This is a genomic window from Aeromicrobium sp. (assembly GCF_047607065.1).
Classification (GTDB): Bacteria; Actinomycetota; Actinomycetes; order Propionibacteriales; family Nocardioidaceae; genus Aeromicrobium.
Genome location: NZ_JASGDU010000061.1, coordinates 1 through 15,597 on the forward strand (window position 1 = coordinate 1; position 15,597 = coordinate 15,597).

The window sequence follows — 15,597 nt, forward strand, 5'->3', positions numbered from 1 at the left end:
CCACCCGGCACCGTGTAAACAACATCATCCGTGACCGCACCGATCACCTCAACAGACACCTCAGCGGTATACGTCACGCCGTCATCACCATCAACCACATACGAGATCGCCGGAACCTCACCCACATACCCCGCCACCGGAGTAAACGTCACCACACCCGTCGACGTATCCACCGACCAGGTACCCACACCATCAACCAACACCTCATCAACCAGACCACCCGTATCCGGATCCACCAGACGCACACTCGACGGATCCAACACCACACCATCCACCGAGTCATTCGCCAACACATCCACCGCCACACTGTCCGAACCCGGATCCACCGTGGCCGTGTCATCGGTGACCTCGCCCCACACGTCGACGGTCATCGTCGACGTGTACGACTCGGTGCCGTCCTCGTTCTCAATGACGTAGGACACCGACGGCGTCTCGCCGACGAAACCGTCCTCCGGCGTGAACGTCACCTCACCCGTGTCGGTGTCCACCGTCCAGGTGCCCACGCCGTCGACCACCAACTCGTCAACCAGTTCACCCGTATCGGGGTCCACCAACCGCACACTCGTCGGATCGAGCGTCACACCGTCCACCGAGTCGTTGTCGCCCGGATGGAACGTCACACTCGACTCGTCGGGCGTCAACGTCACGCTGTCCGGCGTCACCGAACCCACCACCTCCACCACGATGTCAGCGGTGTAGGTGGTGCCGTCGGCCCCGGTCACCAGGTACGACAACGGCGTCGTCTCACCCACGAAACCGTCAGCCGGGGTGAACGTCACCTCACCCGTGGTCGCATCCACCGTCCACGTGCCCTCATCGGTGGTCACCGACTGCTTCGCCGTCCCGTCGGCAGGGTCCACCAGCTCCACCGTCGTGGCATCCAAGGTGGTGCCCGTGCCCGTGTCATTGGCCAGCACGTCCACCGTCACACTGTCCGAACCCGGCTCCAGCGTGGCCGTGTCATCGGTCGCCTCGCCGAGTGCCTTGACCGTCACTTCGGCGGTGTAGGTGGCGGTGTCGGTCCCGTCTGACGCCTCGACCACATAGGAGACCGCCGGCGGCGTACCCGTGTAACCGGTCTCCCGCGTGAATGTCACCTCACCCGTGGTCGTGTCGACCGTCCAGGTGCCGACACCCGAGATCACCACCTCGGTCACCAGATCGCCCGTGTCCGGGTCGACGAGGAGCACGCTCGTCGGGTCGGCCGTGCGGCCGCCGAAGTTGTCATTGGCCAGCACATCGACCGTTACGTCGGTCTCGTCCGGGAACAACAACGCCTCGTCAGCCGTGGCCGCACCCCACACATCCACCACGATGTCGGCGGTGTAGGTCGCGCCGTCGGTATCGGTCACCACATATGCCAGCGGCGTGGTCTCGCCCACGAAACCCTCGGCGGGGGTGAACGTCACCTCACCGGTGGTTGCGTCGACCGTCCAGGTGCCCTCATCGGTGGTCACCGATTGCTTCGCCGTCCCGTCGGCCGGGTCGATCAACCCCACCGTCGTGGCATCCAAGGTGGTGCCCGTGCCCGTGTCATTGGCCAGCACGTCCACCGTCACACTGTCCGAATCCGGCTCCAGGACCGCCGAATCATCGGTGACCTCGCCCCACACGTCGACGGTCATCGTCGACGTATACGACTCCGTACCGTCCTCGCTCTCGATCACATACGACACCGACGGCGTCTCACCCACGAAACCGTCCTCCGGCGTGAACGTCACCTCACCCGTGTCGGTGTCCACCGTCCACGTGCCCACGCCGTCGACCACCAACTCGTCAACCAGATCACCCGTATCAGGGTCCACCAACCGCACACTGGTCGGATCAAGCGTCACACCATCCACAGAGTCGTTGTCACCCGGATGGAACGTCACACTCGACTCGTCGGGGGTCAAGGTCACGCTGTCGGGCGTCACCGACCCCACGACATCCACCACGACATCGGCCGAATAGAACAACCCGTCACTGCCGGTCACCACATACGCCAGCGGCGTCGTCTCACCCGTGAACCCCTCGACCGGAGTGAACGTCACCACACCCGTCGTCGCATCCACCGTCCACGTGCCCTCGTCGGTCGTCACCGACGACTTCGGCTGGCCGTCGGCCGGATCCACCAACTTCACCGACGTGGCGTCCAACGTCACACCCGACGGCAACCCCGAGGCGTCATTGGCCAGCACATCCACCGCCACACTCGCCTCACCCGGCTGCAACGTCGCCGAGTCATCGACCACCGCCACCGGATCAACCACACTCAACTGCGTCCCCGTCGGCACACTCGGCACAATATTCGCCACCGTCGACGACAGATTGTCGTTCGTGTTCGCGTACGTCCCCGCAGCCTGCGCCACCACCGACACCGTCACCACACAATTCGTACCCAAATCCACATCAAGATTCTGGAACGTCAGCGTGCCCGCACCCACGGTCACATTGCTCGACGCATTATCACCACAATCCGTGAACGTCACCTCATCACTCGCCGCCACCAGACCCGACTGCAGCGCGTCCGTGAAATCCATCCCCACCAGATCAACCCGACCCGAACCCGACGGATTAGCCACCGTGAACGTCAAATCCACCGCCTGACCCGGAATCACCCGAGACGACGAGAACACCTTCGTCAACTCCGCACCCGGATACGAAAACGTCGCGTACAACCCGTCCCTGGTGGCGTTACTGATCTGCTCCGTCAGCGTAAAGTTCTGCACCCCCGTCTGATCGGCATCCGTCGGACTCACCAAGAACGACCCACAACGACCATTGCCATTGCTGCCCGTCGACGATGTGCAGCCGGCCTTGTTGGGACCCACAGGGTTGAGGTTCGTGGTGGTCGAGTCCGACGTCATCACCGAGTTCCCGCTCAACTGGGTGATCTGCGCACCACCACCAAAGACGAACTGCGACCCGTCCTGGTTCAGCACATGGAAAATCAGACCCTGAACCGGCTTGCTCAACGCCACGTCGAACGCGCGAGAACCATCGGTGCCGTCGTCGTAGCACTCGAATCCCGGAATGTGATTCGTCTCGGACACCGGAGTCGGCGTGTACGTGACGGCGGCATTCGCCTGGGTGTAGAGATTGACTCCCGACGCCTGCCGCACCACATAACAGGTCCCCGTATGCGACGTCGTCGTCATGGTGCCCGTCACGCCACTCGGGAAGGTGAGCGTGACCACCTGGTCGTCATCATTGGACGTCGATGACAGGGCGATATCGCTCAGCCACACGTGGTCCGGATCGGCGGCTGCCGTAGCGGGAGCCGCCGTGCCCAACACCGCCATCGTGCCAGCGGCCAGCACGGCGCTCAGACCCAGCGCGCAACGACGAAAAGAACGAGAAACAGGCGACATACATTGAAGGATGCCAGCAATGCCCCCCCCCGCAAAATTCAGGCTTTTTCACCCTCGCGTTCACCCACTGGCCGGGCAGCCGATGACGTCGGTAGGTCCCTTCGCCCTTCGAGGCTGCTCCTTCGTCGCAGCACCTCAGGAACCGGGCACGTCTCCGCTCATTGAGGTGCGGAGCGAGGAACGAGCGAAGCCTCGAAATGAGCTACGGTCGGGTGCGCCTATCGGCGCAAGGCGCGCAGACTCCCGGCGTGCAGGACCTCGGTGAAGCCGTCGGCAAGGGCGCGCTCGTAGACGTGGAAGGGCGCCTGACCGCCGTCGGCCGGGTCGGGGAAGACGTCGTGGATCACCAGCACGCCGCCGACGCGCACATGCGGTGCCCAGCCCGCGTAGTCGTTCTGCGCGGCCTCCTCGGTGTGCCCGCCGTCGATGAACACCGCGTCGAGCGGCATCGACCAGAACGCCGCGACGGTGGTGGACCGCCCCACGACGGGCACCACCACGTCCTCCAAACCCGCAGCGAACAGCGCCCGACGGGCGAACGGCAGGGTGTCCATCACGCCCGCGAGCGGATCGACCAGTTCGGGGTCGTGGTACTCCCAGCCGACCTGCTGTTCCTCCGAACCCCGGTGGTGGTCGACGGTCACCAGCGTCGCACCCGCCTGCTTGGCCACGTACCCGAGGTGCATAGCGGACTTGCCGCAGTAGGTGCCGATCTCGACGGCGACCCCGCCCTCGGTGAGGTGCGCGGCGACCACGGCCCGCAGCGCGTCGGCCTCGTCAGCGGGCAGGAAGCCCTTGACCGCATCGGCCAGCGCCGCCAGGTCGGCGGGGAGAGGTGCGGGCGGGAAGGTCATGGGGTCTCCTCGGTTGGTGTCCCTTCGAGGCTCGGGCGCGGGGCGCCCTCACACCTCAGGGACCGAAGGGCGGGGATAGTCGAAACAACCCGCTGCCGCCCGTCAGCCCGTGCAGGGCGTCGTGGGCGAGCAGGACGGTGGCGGCGGTCCAGGTGGTGCGCTCGACCGGCCAGCGCTCCTTCGTCTCGAACTCGAAGCCGGTCCAGTACGAGCCGTCGGCGTCGCGCAGGTGCTGCATGTCGGCGAAGATCCGCAGCGCGTCGTCACGGCGGCCGTAGGCATCCAGGGCGAGCACGAACTCGCAGGTCTCCGCGCCGGTCACCCACGGGTTCGGGGTCACACAGCGCACGCCGAGGCCGGGCACCACGAAGGTGTCCCACTGCTCGGCGAGTCGCCGCTCGGCCTCGTCGGCGGGAAGCTGGCCGCCGAGCAGCGGGTAGTACCAGTCCATCGAGTGCGGCTTGGCCTCGAAAATCTCGGGACGGCGCAGCGCCTGCACGGCCGCGTCGGCGGCTTCCGCCCACGCGGGTCGGTCCGCACCCACGACACCGCCGAGCCGAGCCGCACAGCGCAGCGAGAAGGCAATGCTCGCGGTGCCGGTGACCAGAGCGATCGGCTCGTCGGGGCGCCAGGCGAACGCCCCGTCGGCGCGCTGGGTGGCCCGCGCCGCCTCGACCGCCGCCTCGACCACGGGCCAGTTCTCACCTACGAACGCCGCGTCCCCGGTCACCAGCCAGTGATGCCACAGGCCGACGGCGATGTAGGCGGTGAAGTTGGCGTCGAGGCGGTCGTCGGTGACGACCCCCTGCTCGTACCTCGCCGCCCAGGAGCCGTCCGGACGCTGCGCCGCACGCGACCACGCATACGCCCGCTCGGCCTCGTCGCGGCGACCCGCGACGAGCAGGCCCATCGCGGCCTGCACATGATCCCACGGGTCGAGATGGCCGCCCGCAAACCACGGGATCGCCCCGCTCGGCTCGGCCTGCGCCGCAATCCAGTCGGCGGTCTGAGCGATCTGCTCGGGCGTCACCACGGCTTGGTGAAGTACAGCGCGACGCTCTTGCCGACCAAGGGGTTGAGCGCCTTCTCCGCCAGCTGCGTGACGACGGGCTTGCTCATCATGTCCCACACGAGCAGCTGGTGGTAGGCCTTGACCGCCGGGTGCTGGTCCTTCTCGACACCGACCGCGCACTTGATCCACCAGTAGGGCGAGTGCAGTGCGTGCGCGTGGTGTTTGTGCAGGAAGGTCAGGCCCGCCAACTCGACTTTGTCCTGCAACTCATCGGCGGTGTAAATGCGGATGTGCCCGCCCTCATTGGCGTGATACTCGTCCGACAGCGCCCAGCAGATGCGCTCGGGCAGCCAGCGCGGGACGGTCACCGCGAGCATGCCGCCCGGCGCGAGGATGCGGACCAGCTCGCGGATCGCCCGGACGTCCTCGGGCACGTGCTCCAGGATCTCCGAGGCGAGCACGACGTCGAAACTGCCGTCCTCGTAGGGCATGTCGAGGATCGTGCCGACCTCGACGCGGCCGTCACCGCCGGGCGGCACCTCGCCTTCGAGTTTCATCGCGGCGAACATGTCGGCGACACCCTTCAACTCGACCTCGTCGAGGTCGAAGGCGGTGACGTCGGCACCACGGCGCAGCGCCTCGAAGGAGTGACGGCCTCCGCCTGCACCCACGTCGATGAAACGGGTGCCGCGGCCGACGCGGAGTCGGTCGAAATCAACGGTCAGCACGGGTGATCCTTCTCTCGATGGCGGATGCGTAGGACTCGACCGTGGCGCGCGCCACGGAGATCCAGCTGTAGCGTTCCTCGGCGCGCTCGCGCCCGGCCCGGCCGAGACGTTCCCGCTCAGCCGGATCGGACAGCAGCTCGCTGAGCGCGGTGGTCAGCTCGCCGACGTCGCCGGGCGTGACCAGGCGGGCCGCGTCGCCGACGACCTCCGGGATCGCCCCGGCCCGGCTGGCCACGACGGGCGTGCCGCAGGCGAGCGCCTCGACCGTCGGCAGGCTGAACCCCTCGTAGAGCGACGGGACGGCCATGACCTCCGCCGACGCCAGCAGCTCGCCCAACTCCTCGTCGCTGACCCCCCGGTACAGGGTGATCGCGTCACTCAGGCCGAGCTCCTCGATGCGGCGGGCGGTGGCGCTCTGGGGATCGATGGCCGAGACGAGATGCAGCTCGACATGCGGGTGCTCGACCCGCAGCTTGGCGACCGCCTCCAGCAGGTGCGCAACCCCCTTGAGCGGGGAGTCCGCGCTGGCGACCGCGACGACCCGGCCCGGCACGCGCTCGCCGCGCGGGCGGAAGACGTCGGTGTCGACGCCGAGCGGAATGACGGTCATCTGGTCGGGGTCGATGCCGAAGTCGGCGATGGTGTCGGCAGCCGACGTACTGGAGACGGTCAGCAGCGTGGGGATGCGGCGGGCCACGCGGGCCTGCATGCGCACGAAGCCGTACCAGCGGCGCACGCTCCACTGCTTGCGCCAGGACGCGGCGGCGATGTCGAGGCGGCGGTCCTTACTGATCGGGTGGTGCACGGTCGCCACGAGCGGCAAGCGGCGCTGGAGCCAGAGCAGGCCGTAGCCGAGGCACTGGTTGTCGTGGACGACATCGAAGCCGTCGAGACGGCGGTCGCGGGCGACGCGCAGGCTGAACGTCAGCGGCTCCGGGAAGCCCGCCGTGACCATGATGAGATATTCGAGCACGTCGACCGGCCCCCGGAACTCGCGCAGTTTCGGGGTGCGGAAGGGGTCCGGCTCGCGGTACAGGTCGAGGCTCGGCACCTTCTCCAGGCGGGCCCGCGGGTCGAGCATCGAAGGGTACGGCTGGCCGGAGAACACGGTCACCTCGTGGCCGAGTTCTGCCAAGCCGCGGCTCAGGTGTCGGACGTAGACCCCTTGACCGCCGCTGTGCTCTTTGCTGCGATACGACAGCAGTGCGATGCGCATTCCACCTCCGACGTCGCCACCAATGGTGTCACGGTGGGCCTGCGGCGTCAGGACGGGGGACCACGCCCCCCTCCCACAGCGCGGAGATGGGCGCGCCGTAGAGACGGTCGGCATAGCGGTAGCCCTCCTGGCCGGTGTTGAGCACGACTCCCGCGACGAAACGGTCGCCGAGCCGGTCGCGGAGGCGCGCGAGTCCCTTGAACTGCTTCGCGGTGAACGACATCGCCGATTTCACTTCGACGCCGATCACCGAGCCGTCACCGAGTTCGAGGACGAGATCGACTTCGTCGCCGTCACGGTCCCGATAGTGGAAGAGGTCGAACCGGCGCTGCGACCAGGTGCGCTGGCGCAGCAGTTCGGCCGCGACGAAGGCCTCCAGCATCGCGCCGAACGCCTCCCCGCGCTCCAGGCGCGTCAACTGGCCGGGCGTCACCCGCGCAAGCCACATCGCCAGCGCGGAGTCCACCACCATCGTCTTCGGCCGGCCGATCTCGCGCTTGGCGAGATTCGGCGTCCACGGCGGAATGCTCGCGACAAGCCACACGTCGTGGAGAAGATCGAGATAGCCGGTGATCGTCCTCGGCGGGACGCCGGTCTCCTCGGCGAGTTGGGCCTTGACCAGTTCTGCGGACTGCCGTCCGGCGAGCGTGCGCAGCACCGCCATGAGACGCGGGGAACGGACTTCACGCCGCAGTTCCGCGACATCGCGCCCGACGAGGCCCTGCAGGTACGACTCGATCCACCGCTCGCGCACGCGGTCTGAGAGGCGTCGGGCCTCGGGGTAGGCACCGGCCGCGAGCAATCCGGCGTAGTCAGCGCGGGTCATCGTGGTGGCGAACCCCGTCAGCGACGCGGCGTTCTCGACCAGAGCGCTCGCGAAGTCGTCGCGTCGCCCTGAGATCTCCCCCTGGCTCAGACCGTACAAATGCAGCCGCGCGACACGCCCCGCGAGACTGTCGGCCGTTCCCCGGACCCGCAACAGGCTCGACGAACCGGTGAGGATGAAGTGCCCCGGCCTCCGGTCGGCGTCAATCGCCGCTTTCACCGCGAGGGTGAGTTCGGGGAACCGCTGAATCTCGTCGATCACCAGTTGCCGGTCTCCCGCCTCGGCCAGGAAGCCAGCGGGGTCGGCCTGCGCGGCGGCCAGCACATGATCGTGGTCGAGATTGCGGACCACAGCGTCCTGCGCGGCGATCCGGGTGGCGAGCGTGCTCTTCCCGACCTGTCGCGCACCCTCGATCACCACCGCAGGAAAGTGGCCGAGCAGTTCCCCGGCCACCTCCGCGACGTGCCGCCCGATCATCTCGCCCATAGGGTCGCCCTATCGCCAACTTGCCGATTCGCGGAACTGAATCCGCCGATTCGCGGGACCAAACTTGCCGATTCGCGGAACTCAGAAGGTGCGCAGATAGGTCCGCTGGCTGAGGCGCGAGCGAGGAACGAGCGAGCCTCGAAGCCCGCCTCGGTAGGTCATTTCGAGGCTCGTCGCACCCTTCGAGGCTCGGCCGCAAGCGGCCTCGCACCTCAGGGTCCGCTCCGCGCACCTCAATGACCGGGTTCTGCCGATTCGCGGGACTCAGTAGCCGGTGAAGTGGTCGGTGTGGACGCGCAGGACGCTGCGTCGCAGGTCGGCGGCGACAGCCTGGACCATGACCGACGGCCCCGACACGAAGGCACGGCGGCGGGCGTGGTCGGCGACCGCCGCCCGCACGAGGTCGCCGGTGACGGCGCTCGCGCGCACGTGGGTCCAGCCCGGCGGCAGCTCCCCCGGCGAGTCCGGGCACACGAGGACAACCGGCACCCCGCTCTCGGCGAGTTCGGCCCGATAGGGCAGGTCGGAACCGGAGGCCGCCCCGTAGACCAGCACGGCATCACGGCCCGGCGCGGAGCGCAACTGGCTGAGGAAGGGCGTCACGCCGATGCCACCGGCCACCAGCAGCAGCGGTTCGTCGCCGGCGGGCCACACGAAATCGCCCTGGATTCCGGTGGCGAACACCTCCGCGCCCGGTTCAAGGCCGGCGAGCAGCCGCTTGAAGCTGGAGCAGTCCTCCGGGATGCGCGTCGCCAGCCGCACCTCGTCTCCGCCCGGCACCGACACGATGGTGAACAGCCGGCGCACCCCGCGGATATCGGCGAAGTGCGAGATCTGCAGTTCGAGGTATTGCCCCGCCTGGAACCGCAGCGGCCGCCGAGGGGTGAACGCGAACTCGTAGACGTCACCGCCCAGCCGCCGCGTTCCGGTCGCGCACAGCACGATCCCGCCGCGCTGGCCGAAGCCGAAGGCGACGAGGTTGACGACGAGCAGTGCCAGCTCGAAGGTCCCCTCGAACGGGCCGAGGCCAACAGGCGTGTCGAGGAACCGCAGCTGGCACAACGGCCAGGCGAACACCGCAGCGGCCACCAGGGCCAGGGCGACCTGCTGGCGGCGGCGCGGCGGCTGCGTCAACGGCTCGCTGAGCATGAAACCGGCGAAGAAGACGATGGGCGTGGAGAAGGCGGTGTACTCCAGCGCCGCGCTGCGGCTCGCGGCGAACACGAGTGCGCCGGTGTAGGTCAGCAGGGCCGCAGCGGACGTGAAGGCCACCGCAGGTGCCCAGCGGCCGGTGCGGTAGAGCACGAGCAGCGCCCCGGCGGCGACGTACGGCAGCATCGCCTCGCTGGCGACCCACCAGGTCGTCATCGGCGGCGGGGTCCCCGCGCGGTCACCCACCAGCGCGCCGATCACGACCAGCAGTGCCACCCCGGCGGCCGCAGGATTGAAGACATGCCGGCCGCGCCAGGCGAGCGCGTACTTGGAGGCCTGGGCGAGAAAGGCCGCCAGCGTCAGCCAGCCCAGCTCGATGACATCGGTCGTGGGCCAATAGAGGAACCACAACAGCAGCGCCGTGATGACCGCCGACTCGGTGTGCGGGCGGCGCTGGACGGTCAGGGCGAGCAGGTGACTGGTGATGACCGACGTCGCCAGCAGCACGGCCAGGGTCGCAGTCATGGCCCGGATCGAGAAGATCGACGGATCGAGGCGGGAGGTTGCCGCCTGCACCAGTGCGACGAGGACGAGCGCGAGCAGAACCAGCGAGACGACGCGGTACATCGTCACGCGGCCGAGCAGGCCTCGCAGGCGGGTCAGCCACATCAGGCGAACACCTCGACGGGGCAGCCGGGGGTCGAATGCAGGCCGTCGGCGTCGATCCACACCGCGTCGATGCCGAACTCGGCGAGCCGTTCGGGCGGGGTGAAGAACAGGGCGGTCGCGCAGCCGTCGGCCACGGCTGCGGAGTCGGCGACGGCCCAGGCCGCGACGACTCCGCGCGCGGGCGCTCCGGTGCGGGCGTCGAGCACGTGGTGCAGGCCGTCGCCCCAGGCACGCCGGTTGACCGCCGAGCCGCACAGGGCGCGGCCGGAGGGCAGCGTGACGACCCCGACAGCGAGGGTCGGGTCGCCGGGGTGTTCGAGGGCGATGCGCAGGGGCATGGGTCCACGATGCGCGATGTCACCGCTCGCGTCCACCGTGGGGGCGTGTCCGCGGGCGGCCAGGAGGTCGGCCACCCGGTCGGCGAGCCAGCCTTTTCCGGCCGCGCCGACATCGAGCACCGCCCCCGCCGGGACCCGCAACCGGGAGCCGTCCCACTCAGCCGCAGCCCATCGGGGCGCGGGTTCGGGCCGGCCGTGCGGCCGCAGCGAGTAGGCCGCGTCGTAGCCGAGCGTTTCGAGACTGCCGCCGACCAGCGGGTTGACCGCCCCGTCGGTGGCGGCGTCCAGCCGGTCATAGAGGTCGAGCAGGTCGGCCGCGTCCGCGCCGAGATCGACGCCCTGCCCGGTGCGCAACCGCGCCACGGCACCGTCCTCGCGGAAGCGCGACCAGGTGCGGTCGGCCTCCTCGATGAGGTCGGCGACCGCCCGGCACTCATCCGGGGTGAGGGGGTCGGCGGTGTCGACGGCCCAGGTCGTGCCGATGGCGTCGAACCGCCACGTCTCAGGCAGCGGCCTCGTCCTTGATCTCTTCGATGGCGGCGTTGAAGCCGCCGCTGGTCAGCGAGGAGCCGGAGACCTTCGAGACCGAGAGATCGTCGATCTTCGTGCCGACGACCTCGGCGGCGATGCCTCCGGCGAACTTCGTCTGGAACTGCTCGGAGTTGCCGCCGTCGGCCAGCGGGATCACGGTGACGTCGGTGATCGTGCCGTCGGCCTCCAGTGTCACCTCGACCTCGACGCTCTGCCGCCCGCCGGGGGTCGTGTACGAGCCGGTCGCGGTGTAGTCGCCGGGCGTGTAGGCGGCCGACGCCGCCGTATCGGTGCTGGTCGTGGCGGTCGTGGTCTGATCGGAGGCCGAAGTGGACTCCTCGGCCCCGCAGGCAACGAGCGCGAGCAGGGCGGAAGCCGAGGCCGCCGAGAGCGCGAGGCGATGCCGGGCGGACGGCGGAAGTGGGGTCACGGGAGGCTCCGGATCGGTCGTGGAACGGTCAATATCTCAACGGTACGGGAACCGTGGACAATCCCGCCGCACCCACCTCACAGCATGTCCACAGCCCCGACAGACAGGGCACGGACACCGGAGGCACGACTCGCGAAGCGGGCGAGGAAACGCAACGCCAGCGGCTCGGGGACCCGCCGGGCGACGGTGGCGGCCATCCGGGCGCACGGGCCGTGCAGCGTCCGCCCGGAGGCGCGCGCCGTGCGCAGGGCCGCCGTCACGCGCGGACGCCTACGCCGCTCGAACTCCGCGAAGGTCGCGCGGCCCGGCCCGCGCTCGGCGCACAGCCGGGCCAGCACGACGGCATCCTCGATGGCCAGGCACCCGCCCTGGCCGAGGCCCGGCTGCATCGCGTGGGCGGCGTCGCCGATCACGACATGGCGGTCGTCGTGCCAGCGGCGCGGCTGATCGCGGTCGATCATCTCGTGGCGCAGCACCGTCGCCTCGGGTGTGGCCGCGATGAGGTCCGGCAGCGGATCGGGCCAGGCCTGCGGCTCCAGGTCCCCGCCGTCGGCGCGCGTGGCGAACCAGTAGGTCCGGCCGCCGCGCAGCGGCAGCAGCCCCGCCTCCGCGCCCCGCCCCCACACCAGGCCCGCCGAGGTGACGTCGATGGGCAGCGGCGCGACACCCCGCCAGGCCGCATACCCCGCCGGCCGCTCGGCCAGGCCCGGGTCGAGGTGACGCGCTACGACCGACCGGAATCCGTCGGCACCCACGACCACGTCGGCATCCAGCTCGGACGGGTCGCCGACCCCGGCCCCCAGCAGCACCGGCCCGGCATGCTCGGCGAGGAGCGCCTGGAGTTCGCCGCGATCCACCGCACGCGCCGGCTCGCCCAGCGCCCGCACGGCGGCGACCGGATCGATGCGCCGGATCAGCGACCCGTCGGCGCGACGGATGACCCCGGCCGCCACCGGCTCCCCGAGGTCGCGCACGGCATCGCCGAGACCGAGGGCGTCCAGGACGGCGAGCGCATTGGGCCAGATCGTCAGGGCAGCCCCGCCGCCGAGGCTCGGGCGTTCGTCGCGCACCTCCAGGTCGAGGCCGGCGCGGCGGGCGGCAATGGCGAAGGCCAGCCCCGCCAAACCGGCTCCCACGACGACCACCCGTTCGCTCACCTACCCGACGCTACCTTCCCACCCACGCACAGAACCTCTAGGCTGAAGGCGGCAATGGGGCCATGTCCTGCGACGACTCCAGGAGGGTCCCGTGAGCCTGACCAGCGAAGAGCACCTGCACCAGGACGTACGGCGCGTGGCCGACCTTCTCGGCCAGAGCCTCGTGCGCCAAGAGGGACCCGAACTGCTGGCCCTGGTCGAGCGCGTGCGCGACCTGGCCGAGACCAGCCACGCCTCCGATGCGGCCAGCGCCCGCGCCCGCGAGGAGATCAGCCGCATCCTCGACGGCCTGCCGATGGACACCGTCGCGGCGCTCGTGCGGGCGTTCAGCATCTACTTCAACCTGGCCAACGTCGCCGAGCAGGTCGCCCGCGTTCGCGAGATCGCCGCCCGCGCGCACGGCGACGGGTGGCTCGACCGCGCCGTCGCCGGCATCGCCGGCGAACTCGGCCCGCAGGCCCTGCGCGAGGCCGTCGAGGCGCTCGACATTCGTACCGTCTTCACCGCCCATCCCACCGAGGTCAGCCGCCGGTCGACACTGACCAAGCTGCGCCGCATCGCCGACGTGCTCGCCGAACCCTCCGAACCGGGCACCGCGCAGCGCCGCCGCCAGGACGCGAACCTCGCCCAGCTCATCGACCTGATCTGGCAGACCGATCCGGTCCGCCGCACCCGGCCGACACCGCTGGACGAGGCCCGCCACGCGGTCTACTACCTCAGCGACATCCTCACCGAGACGATGCCCGACTTGTCGGCCGAGTTCGCCGACACCCTGGCCGAGCACGGCTTCCGCCCACCTGCGACGGCCCGGCCGCTGAGCTTCGGCTCGTGGATCGGCGGCGACCGCGACGGCAACCCGAACGTGACGCCAGAGGTCACCCGCGAGGTGCTGCGGCTGCAGAACACGGTCGCCACCCGGCTGCTCCTGGCGAGCCTCGACGTGCTGATCCGCGAACTGTCCCCCTCGGCCGGCCTGGTCGAGGTGAGCGCCGACCTGACCGCCTCGCTGGAGGCCGACCTCGCGGCGCTGCCCGGCCTCGACCCGCGGCTACTGACGGTCAACGGTGCCGAGCCGTACCGCCTCAAACTGTCGTGCATCCGGCTCAAGGTCACCAACACCGCCCGACGCATCGCCGAAGACCGCGCCCACGCGCCCGGACTCGACTATGCGACCCGCAGCGAGCTGATCGACGACCTCCTGCTGATCGACGCCTCCCTACGCGCCCACGGCGGTGAGATCGTCGCCGACCGCATGCTGGCCGACACGATCCGCACCGCCTCCCTCGTCGGGCTGCACCTGGCGACGCTCGACATCCGCGAGCACGCCGACGCTCATCACCATGCCGTCGGCCAGCTCGTCGACGCCCTGGGCGAGCAGCCGGTCCCCTACGCCGACCTCGACCGCAACGCCCGCACCCGGCTGCTGTCGGCCGAACTCGCCTCCCGGCGGCCGCTCAGCGCCCAGCCGCCCGCGCTGGACGAGGCCGGTGCCCGCACCTACGGCGTCCTCGGCGTCATCGGTGAGGCACAGGCGACCTATGGGCCGGAAGTCGTACGGACCTACATCGTCTCGATGACCCAGGGTGCCGACGATCTGCTCGCGGTGGCCGTGCTCGCCCGCGAGGCCGGATTGGTGCGGCTGGGCGGTGCCTCGCCCTTCGCCGCCATCGGCTTCGCGCCGCTGCTGGAGACCGTCGAGGAGATCCGGCTCGCCGGCCAGGTGCTCGACGACCTGCTCACCGACCCGTCGTACCGGCGCATCGTGGCGCTGCGCGGCGACGTGCAGGAGATCATGCTCGGCTACTCCGACTCCAACAAGGCCGGCGGCATCACCACGAGCCAGTGGGAGCTGCACCAGGCCCAGCGGGCGCTGCGCGACGTCGCCGCGAAACACGGCGTACGGCTGCGGCTGTTCCACGGCCGCGGCGGCACGGTCGGGCGCGGGGGCGGCCCCACCTACGACGCGATCCTCGCCCAGCCGTGGGGCGTGCTCGCCGGGGACATCAAGTTCACCGAGCAGGGCGAGGTCATCAGTGACAAGTACGCGCTGCCCGTGCTCGCCCGCGAGAACCTGGAACTGACTGCGGCGGCCGTGCTGACCGCCTCGACCCTGCACACGGAGTCTCGCCAGAGCGCTGCGGTGCTGGCCGGCTGGGACGAGGTGATGACCCTGGTCAGCGATGCCGCCTATGCCTCCTACCGGCGGCTCGTCGAGGACCCGCGCCTGTTCGACTATTTCCTCACTTCGACGCCCGTAGAACAGCTGGGCGACCTCAACATCGGTTCGCGTCCGTCGCGGCGCCCCGACTCCGGCGGCGACATCTCCGGGCTGCGGGCGATCCCGTGGGTGTTCGGCTGGACCCAGTCGCGCCAGATCGTGCCGGGCTGGTTCGGCGTCGGCTCGGGCCTGCGGGCCGCGCGCGAGGCCGGGCACGGCGACCTGCTCGCGCACATGCACGCCGAGTGGCACTTCTTCTCGACGTTCATCTCCAATGTCGAGATGACGCTGGCCAAAACCGATCTCGACGTGGCCGGGCACTACGTCCGCGAACTCGTGCCGGAGCATCTGCAGGGGTTGTTCGAGGTGATCCGCGCCGAGCACGCGATCACCGTCGAAGAGGTCCTCGCGGTCACCGGGTCGGCCGAACTGCTCGACCATCAGCCGGAGCTGCGGCGCACGCTGGCGGTGCGCGACGCCTACCTGCAACCGCTGTCGTTCGCACAGATCGACCTGCTCGCGCGCGCCCGGCAGGCCGATCCGGCCGAACGCGAGGAGTCCGGCCTCGCGCGAGCGCTCCTGCTGACCGTCAACGGCATCGCTGCGGGCCTGCGCAACACCGGCTGA

At 69.8% G+C, this 15,597-nt stretch carries 11 protein-coding genes; 1 reads left to right on the forward strand and 10 read right to left on the reverse strand.

Annotated elements, in window-relative coordinates:
* The 10 genes from QM597_RS10330 to QM597_RS10375 form a co-directional block, all read right to left on the reverse strand.
* Nucleotides 1-3,353 (reverse strand): Ig-like domain-containing protein (locus QM597_RS10330; protein ID WP_415004805.1); only part of this gene is annotated, 3,353 nt, incomplete at its 3' end.
* A gap of 218 nt (nt 3,354-3,571) precedes the next feature.
* A complete protein-coding gene (locus tag QM597_RS10335; RefSeq protein WP_415004806.1) occupies nt 3,572-4,207 on the reverse strand; it encodes a class I SAM-dependent methyltransferase in 636 nt (211 codons plus the stop codon).
* Nucleotides 4,208-4,262: 55 nt separating this feature from the next.
* A complete protein-coding gene (locus QM597_RS10340; RefSeq protein WP_415004807.1) occupies nt 4,263-5,237 on the reverse strand; it encodes a prenyltransferase in 975 nt (324 codons plus the stop codon).
* Nucleotides 5,234-5,947 carry a class I SAM-dependent methyltransferase gene (locus QM597_RS10345; protein ID WP_415004808.1) on the reverse strand — a complete coding sequence of 238 codons (714 nt, stop codon included), beginning with the start codon at nt 5,945-5,947 and terminating at the stop codon, nt 5,234-5,236. The genes QM597_RS10340 and QM597_RS10345 overlap by 4 nt, the downstream gene beginning before the upstream one ends.
* Nucleotides 5,934-7,163, reverse strand: coding sequence for a glycosyltransferase family 4 protein (locus tag QM597_RS10350; RefSeq protein ID WP_415004809.1), 1,230 nt, complete (start codon nt 7,161-7,163; stop codon nt 5,934-5,936). Before QM597_RS10350 ends, QM597_RS10345 begins: the two co-directional genes overlap by 14 nt.
* Before the next feature lie 28 nt (nt 7,164-7,191).
* On the reverse strand, nt 7,192-8,475 hold the full coding sequence (locus QM597_RS10355; protein ID WP_415004810.1) for an ATP-binding protein: 1,284 nt from the start codon (nt 8,473-8,475) through the stop codon (nt 7,192-7,194).
* A 264-nt stretch (nt 8,476-8,739) separates the two neighbouring features.
* Nucleotides 8,740-10,296: an FAD-dependent oxidoreductase gene (locus QM597_RS10360; protein WP_415004811.1), complete on the reverse strand. Its 1,557-nt coding sequence runs from the start codon at nt 10,294-10,296 to the stop codon at nt 8,740-8,742.
* Entirely contained in the window at nt 10,296-11,144 is an 849-nt protein-coding gene (locus QM597_RS10365; protein ID WP_415004827.1) for an FAD:protein FMN transferase, read from the reverse strand. The genes QM597_RS10360 and QM597_RS10365 overlap by 1 nt, the downstream gene beginning before the upstream one ends.
* Complete coding sequence (locus QM597_RS10370; RefSeq protein ID WP_415004812.1) at nt 11,137-11,595, reverse strand: FMN-binding protein; 459 nt, start codon at nt 11,593-11,595, stop codon at nt 11,137-11,139. Before QM597_RS10370 ends, QM597_RS10365 begins: the two co-directional genes overlap by 8 nt.
* 77 nt (nt 11,596-11,672) lie before the next feature.
* Complete coding sequence (locus tag QM597_RS10375) at nt 11,673-12,752, reverse strand: FAD-dependent monooxygenase (protein ID WP_415004813.1); 1,080 nt, start codon at nt 12,750-12,752, stop codon at nt 11,673-11,675.
* A gap of 91 nt (nt 12,753-12,843) precedes the next feature.
* Between QM597_RS10375 and ppc the strand changes: the two genes are divergently transcribed.
* On the forward strand, nt 12,844-15,597 hold the full coding sequence (gene ppc, locus QM597_RS10380) for a phosphoenolpyruvate carboxylase (RefSeq protein ID WP_415004814.1): 2,754 nt from the start codon (nt 12,844-12,846) through the stop codon (nt 15,595-15,597).

What these genes read in the sequence shown, in the direction of transcription:
- QM597_RS10360 (WP_415004811.1), bottom strand. Translation starts at nt 10,296, where the DNA reads ATGTGGCTGACCCGCCTGCGAGGCCTGCTCGGCCGCGTGACGATGTAC.
- QM597_RS10355 (WP_415004810.1), bottom strand. Translation starts at nt 8,475, where the DNA reads ATGGGCGAGATGATCGGGCGGCACGTCGCGGAGGTGGCCGGGGAACTG.
- QM597_RS10335 (WP_415004806.1), bottom strand. Translation starts at nt 4,207, where the DNA reads ATGACCTTCCCGCCCGCACCTCTCCCCGCCGACCTGGCGGCGCTGGCC.
- QM597_RS10350 (WP_415004809.1), bottom strand. Translation starts at nt 7,163, where the DNA reads ATGCGCATCGCACTGCTGTCGTATCGCAGCAAAGAGCACAGCGGCGGT.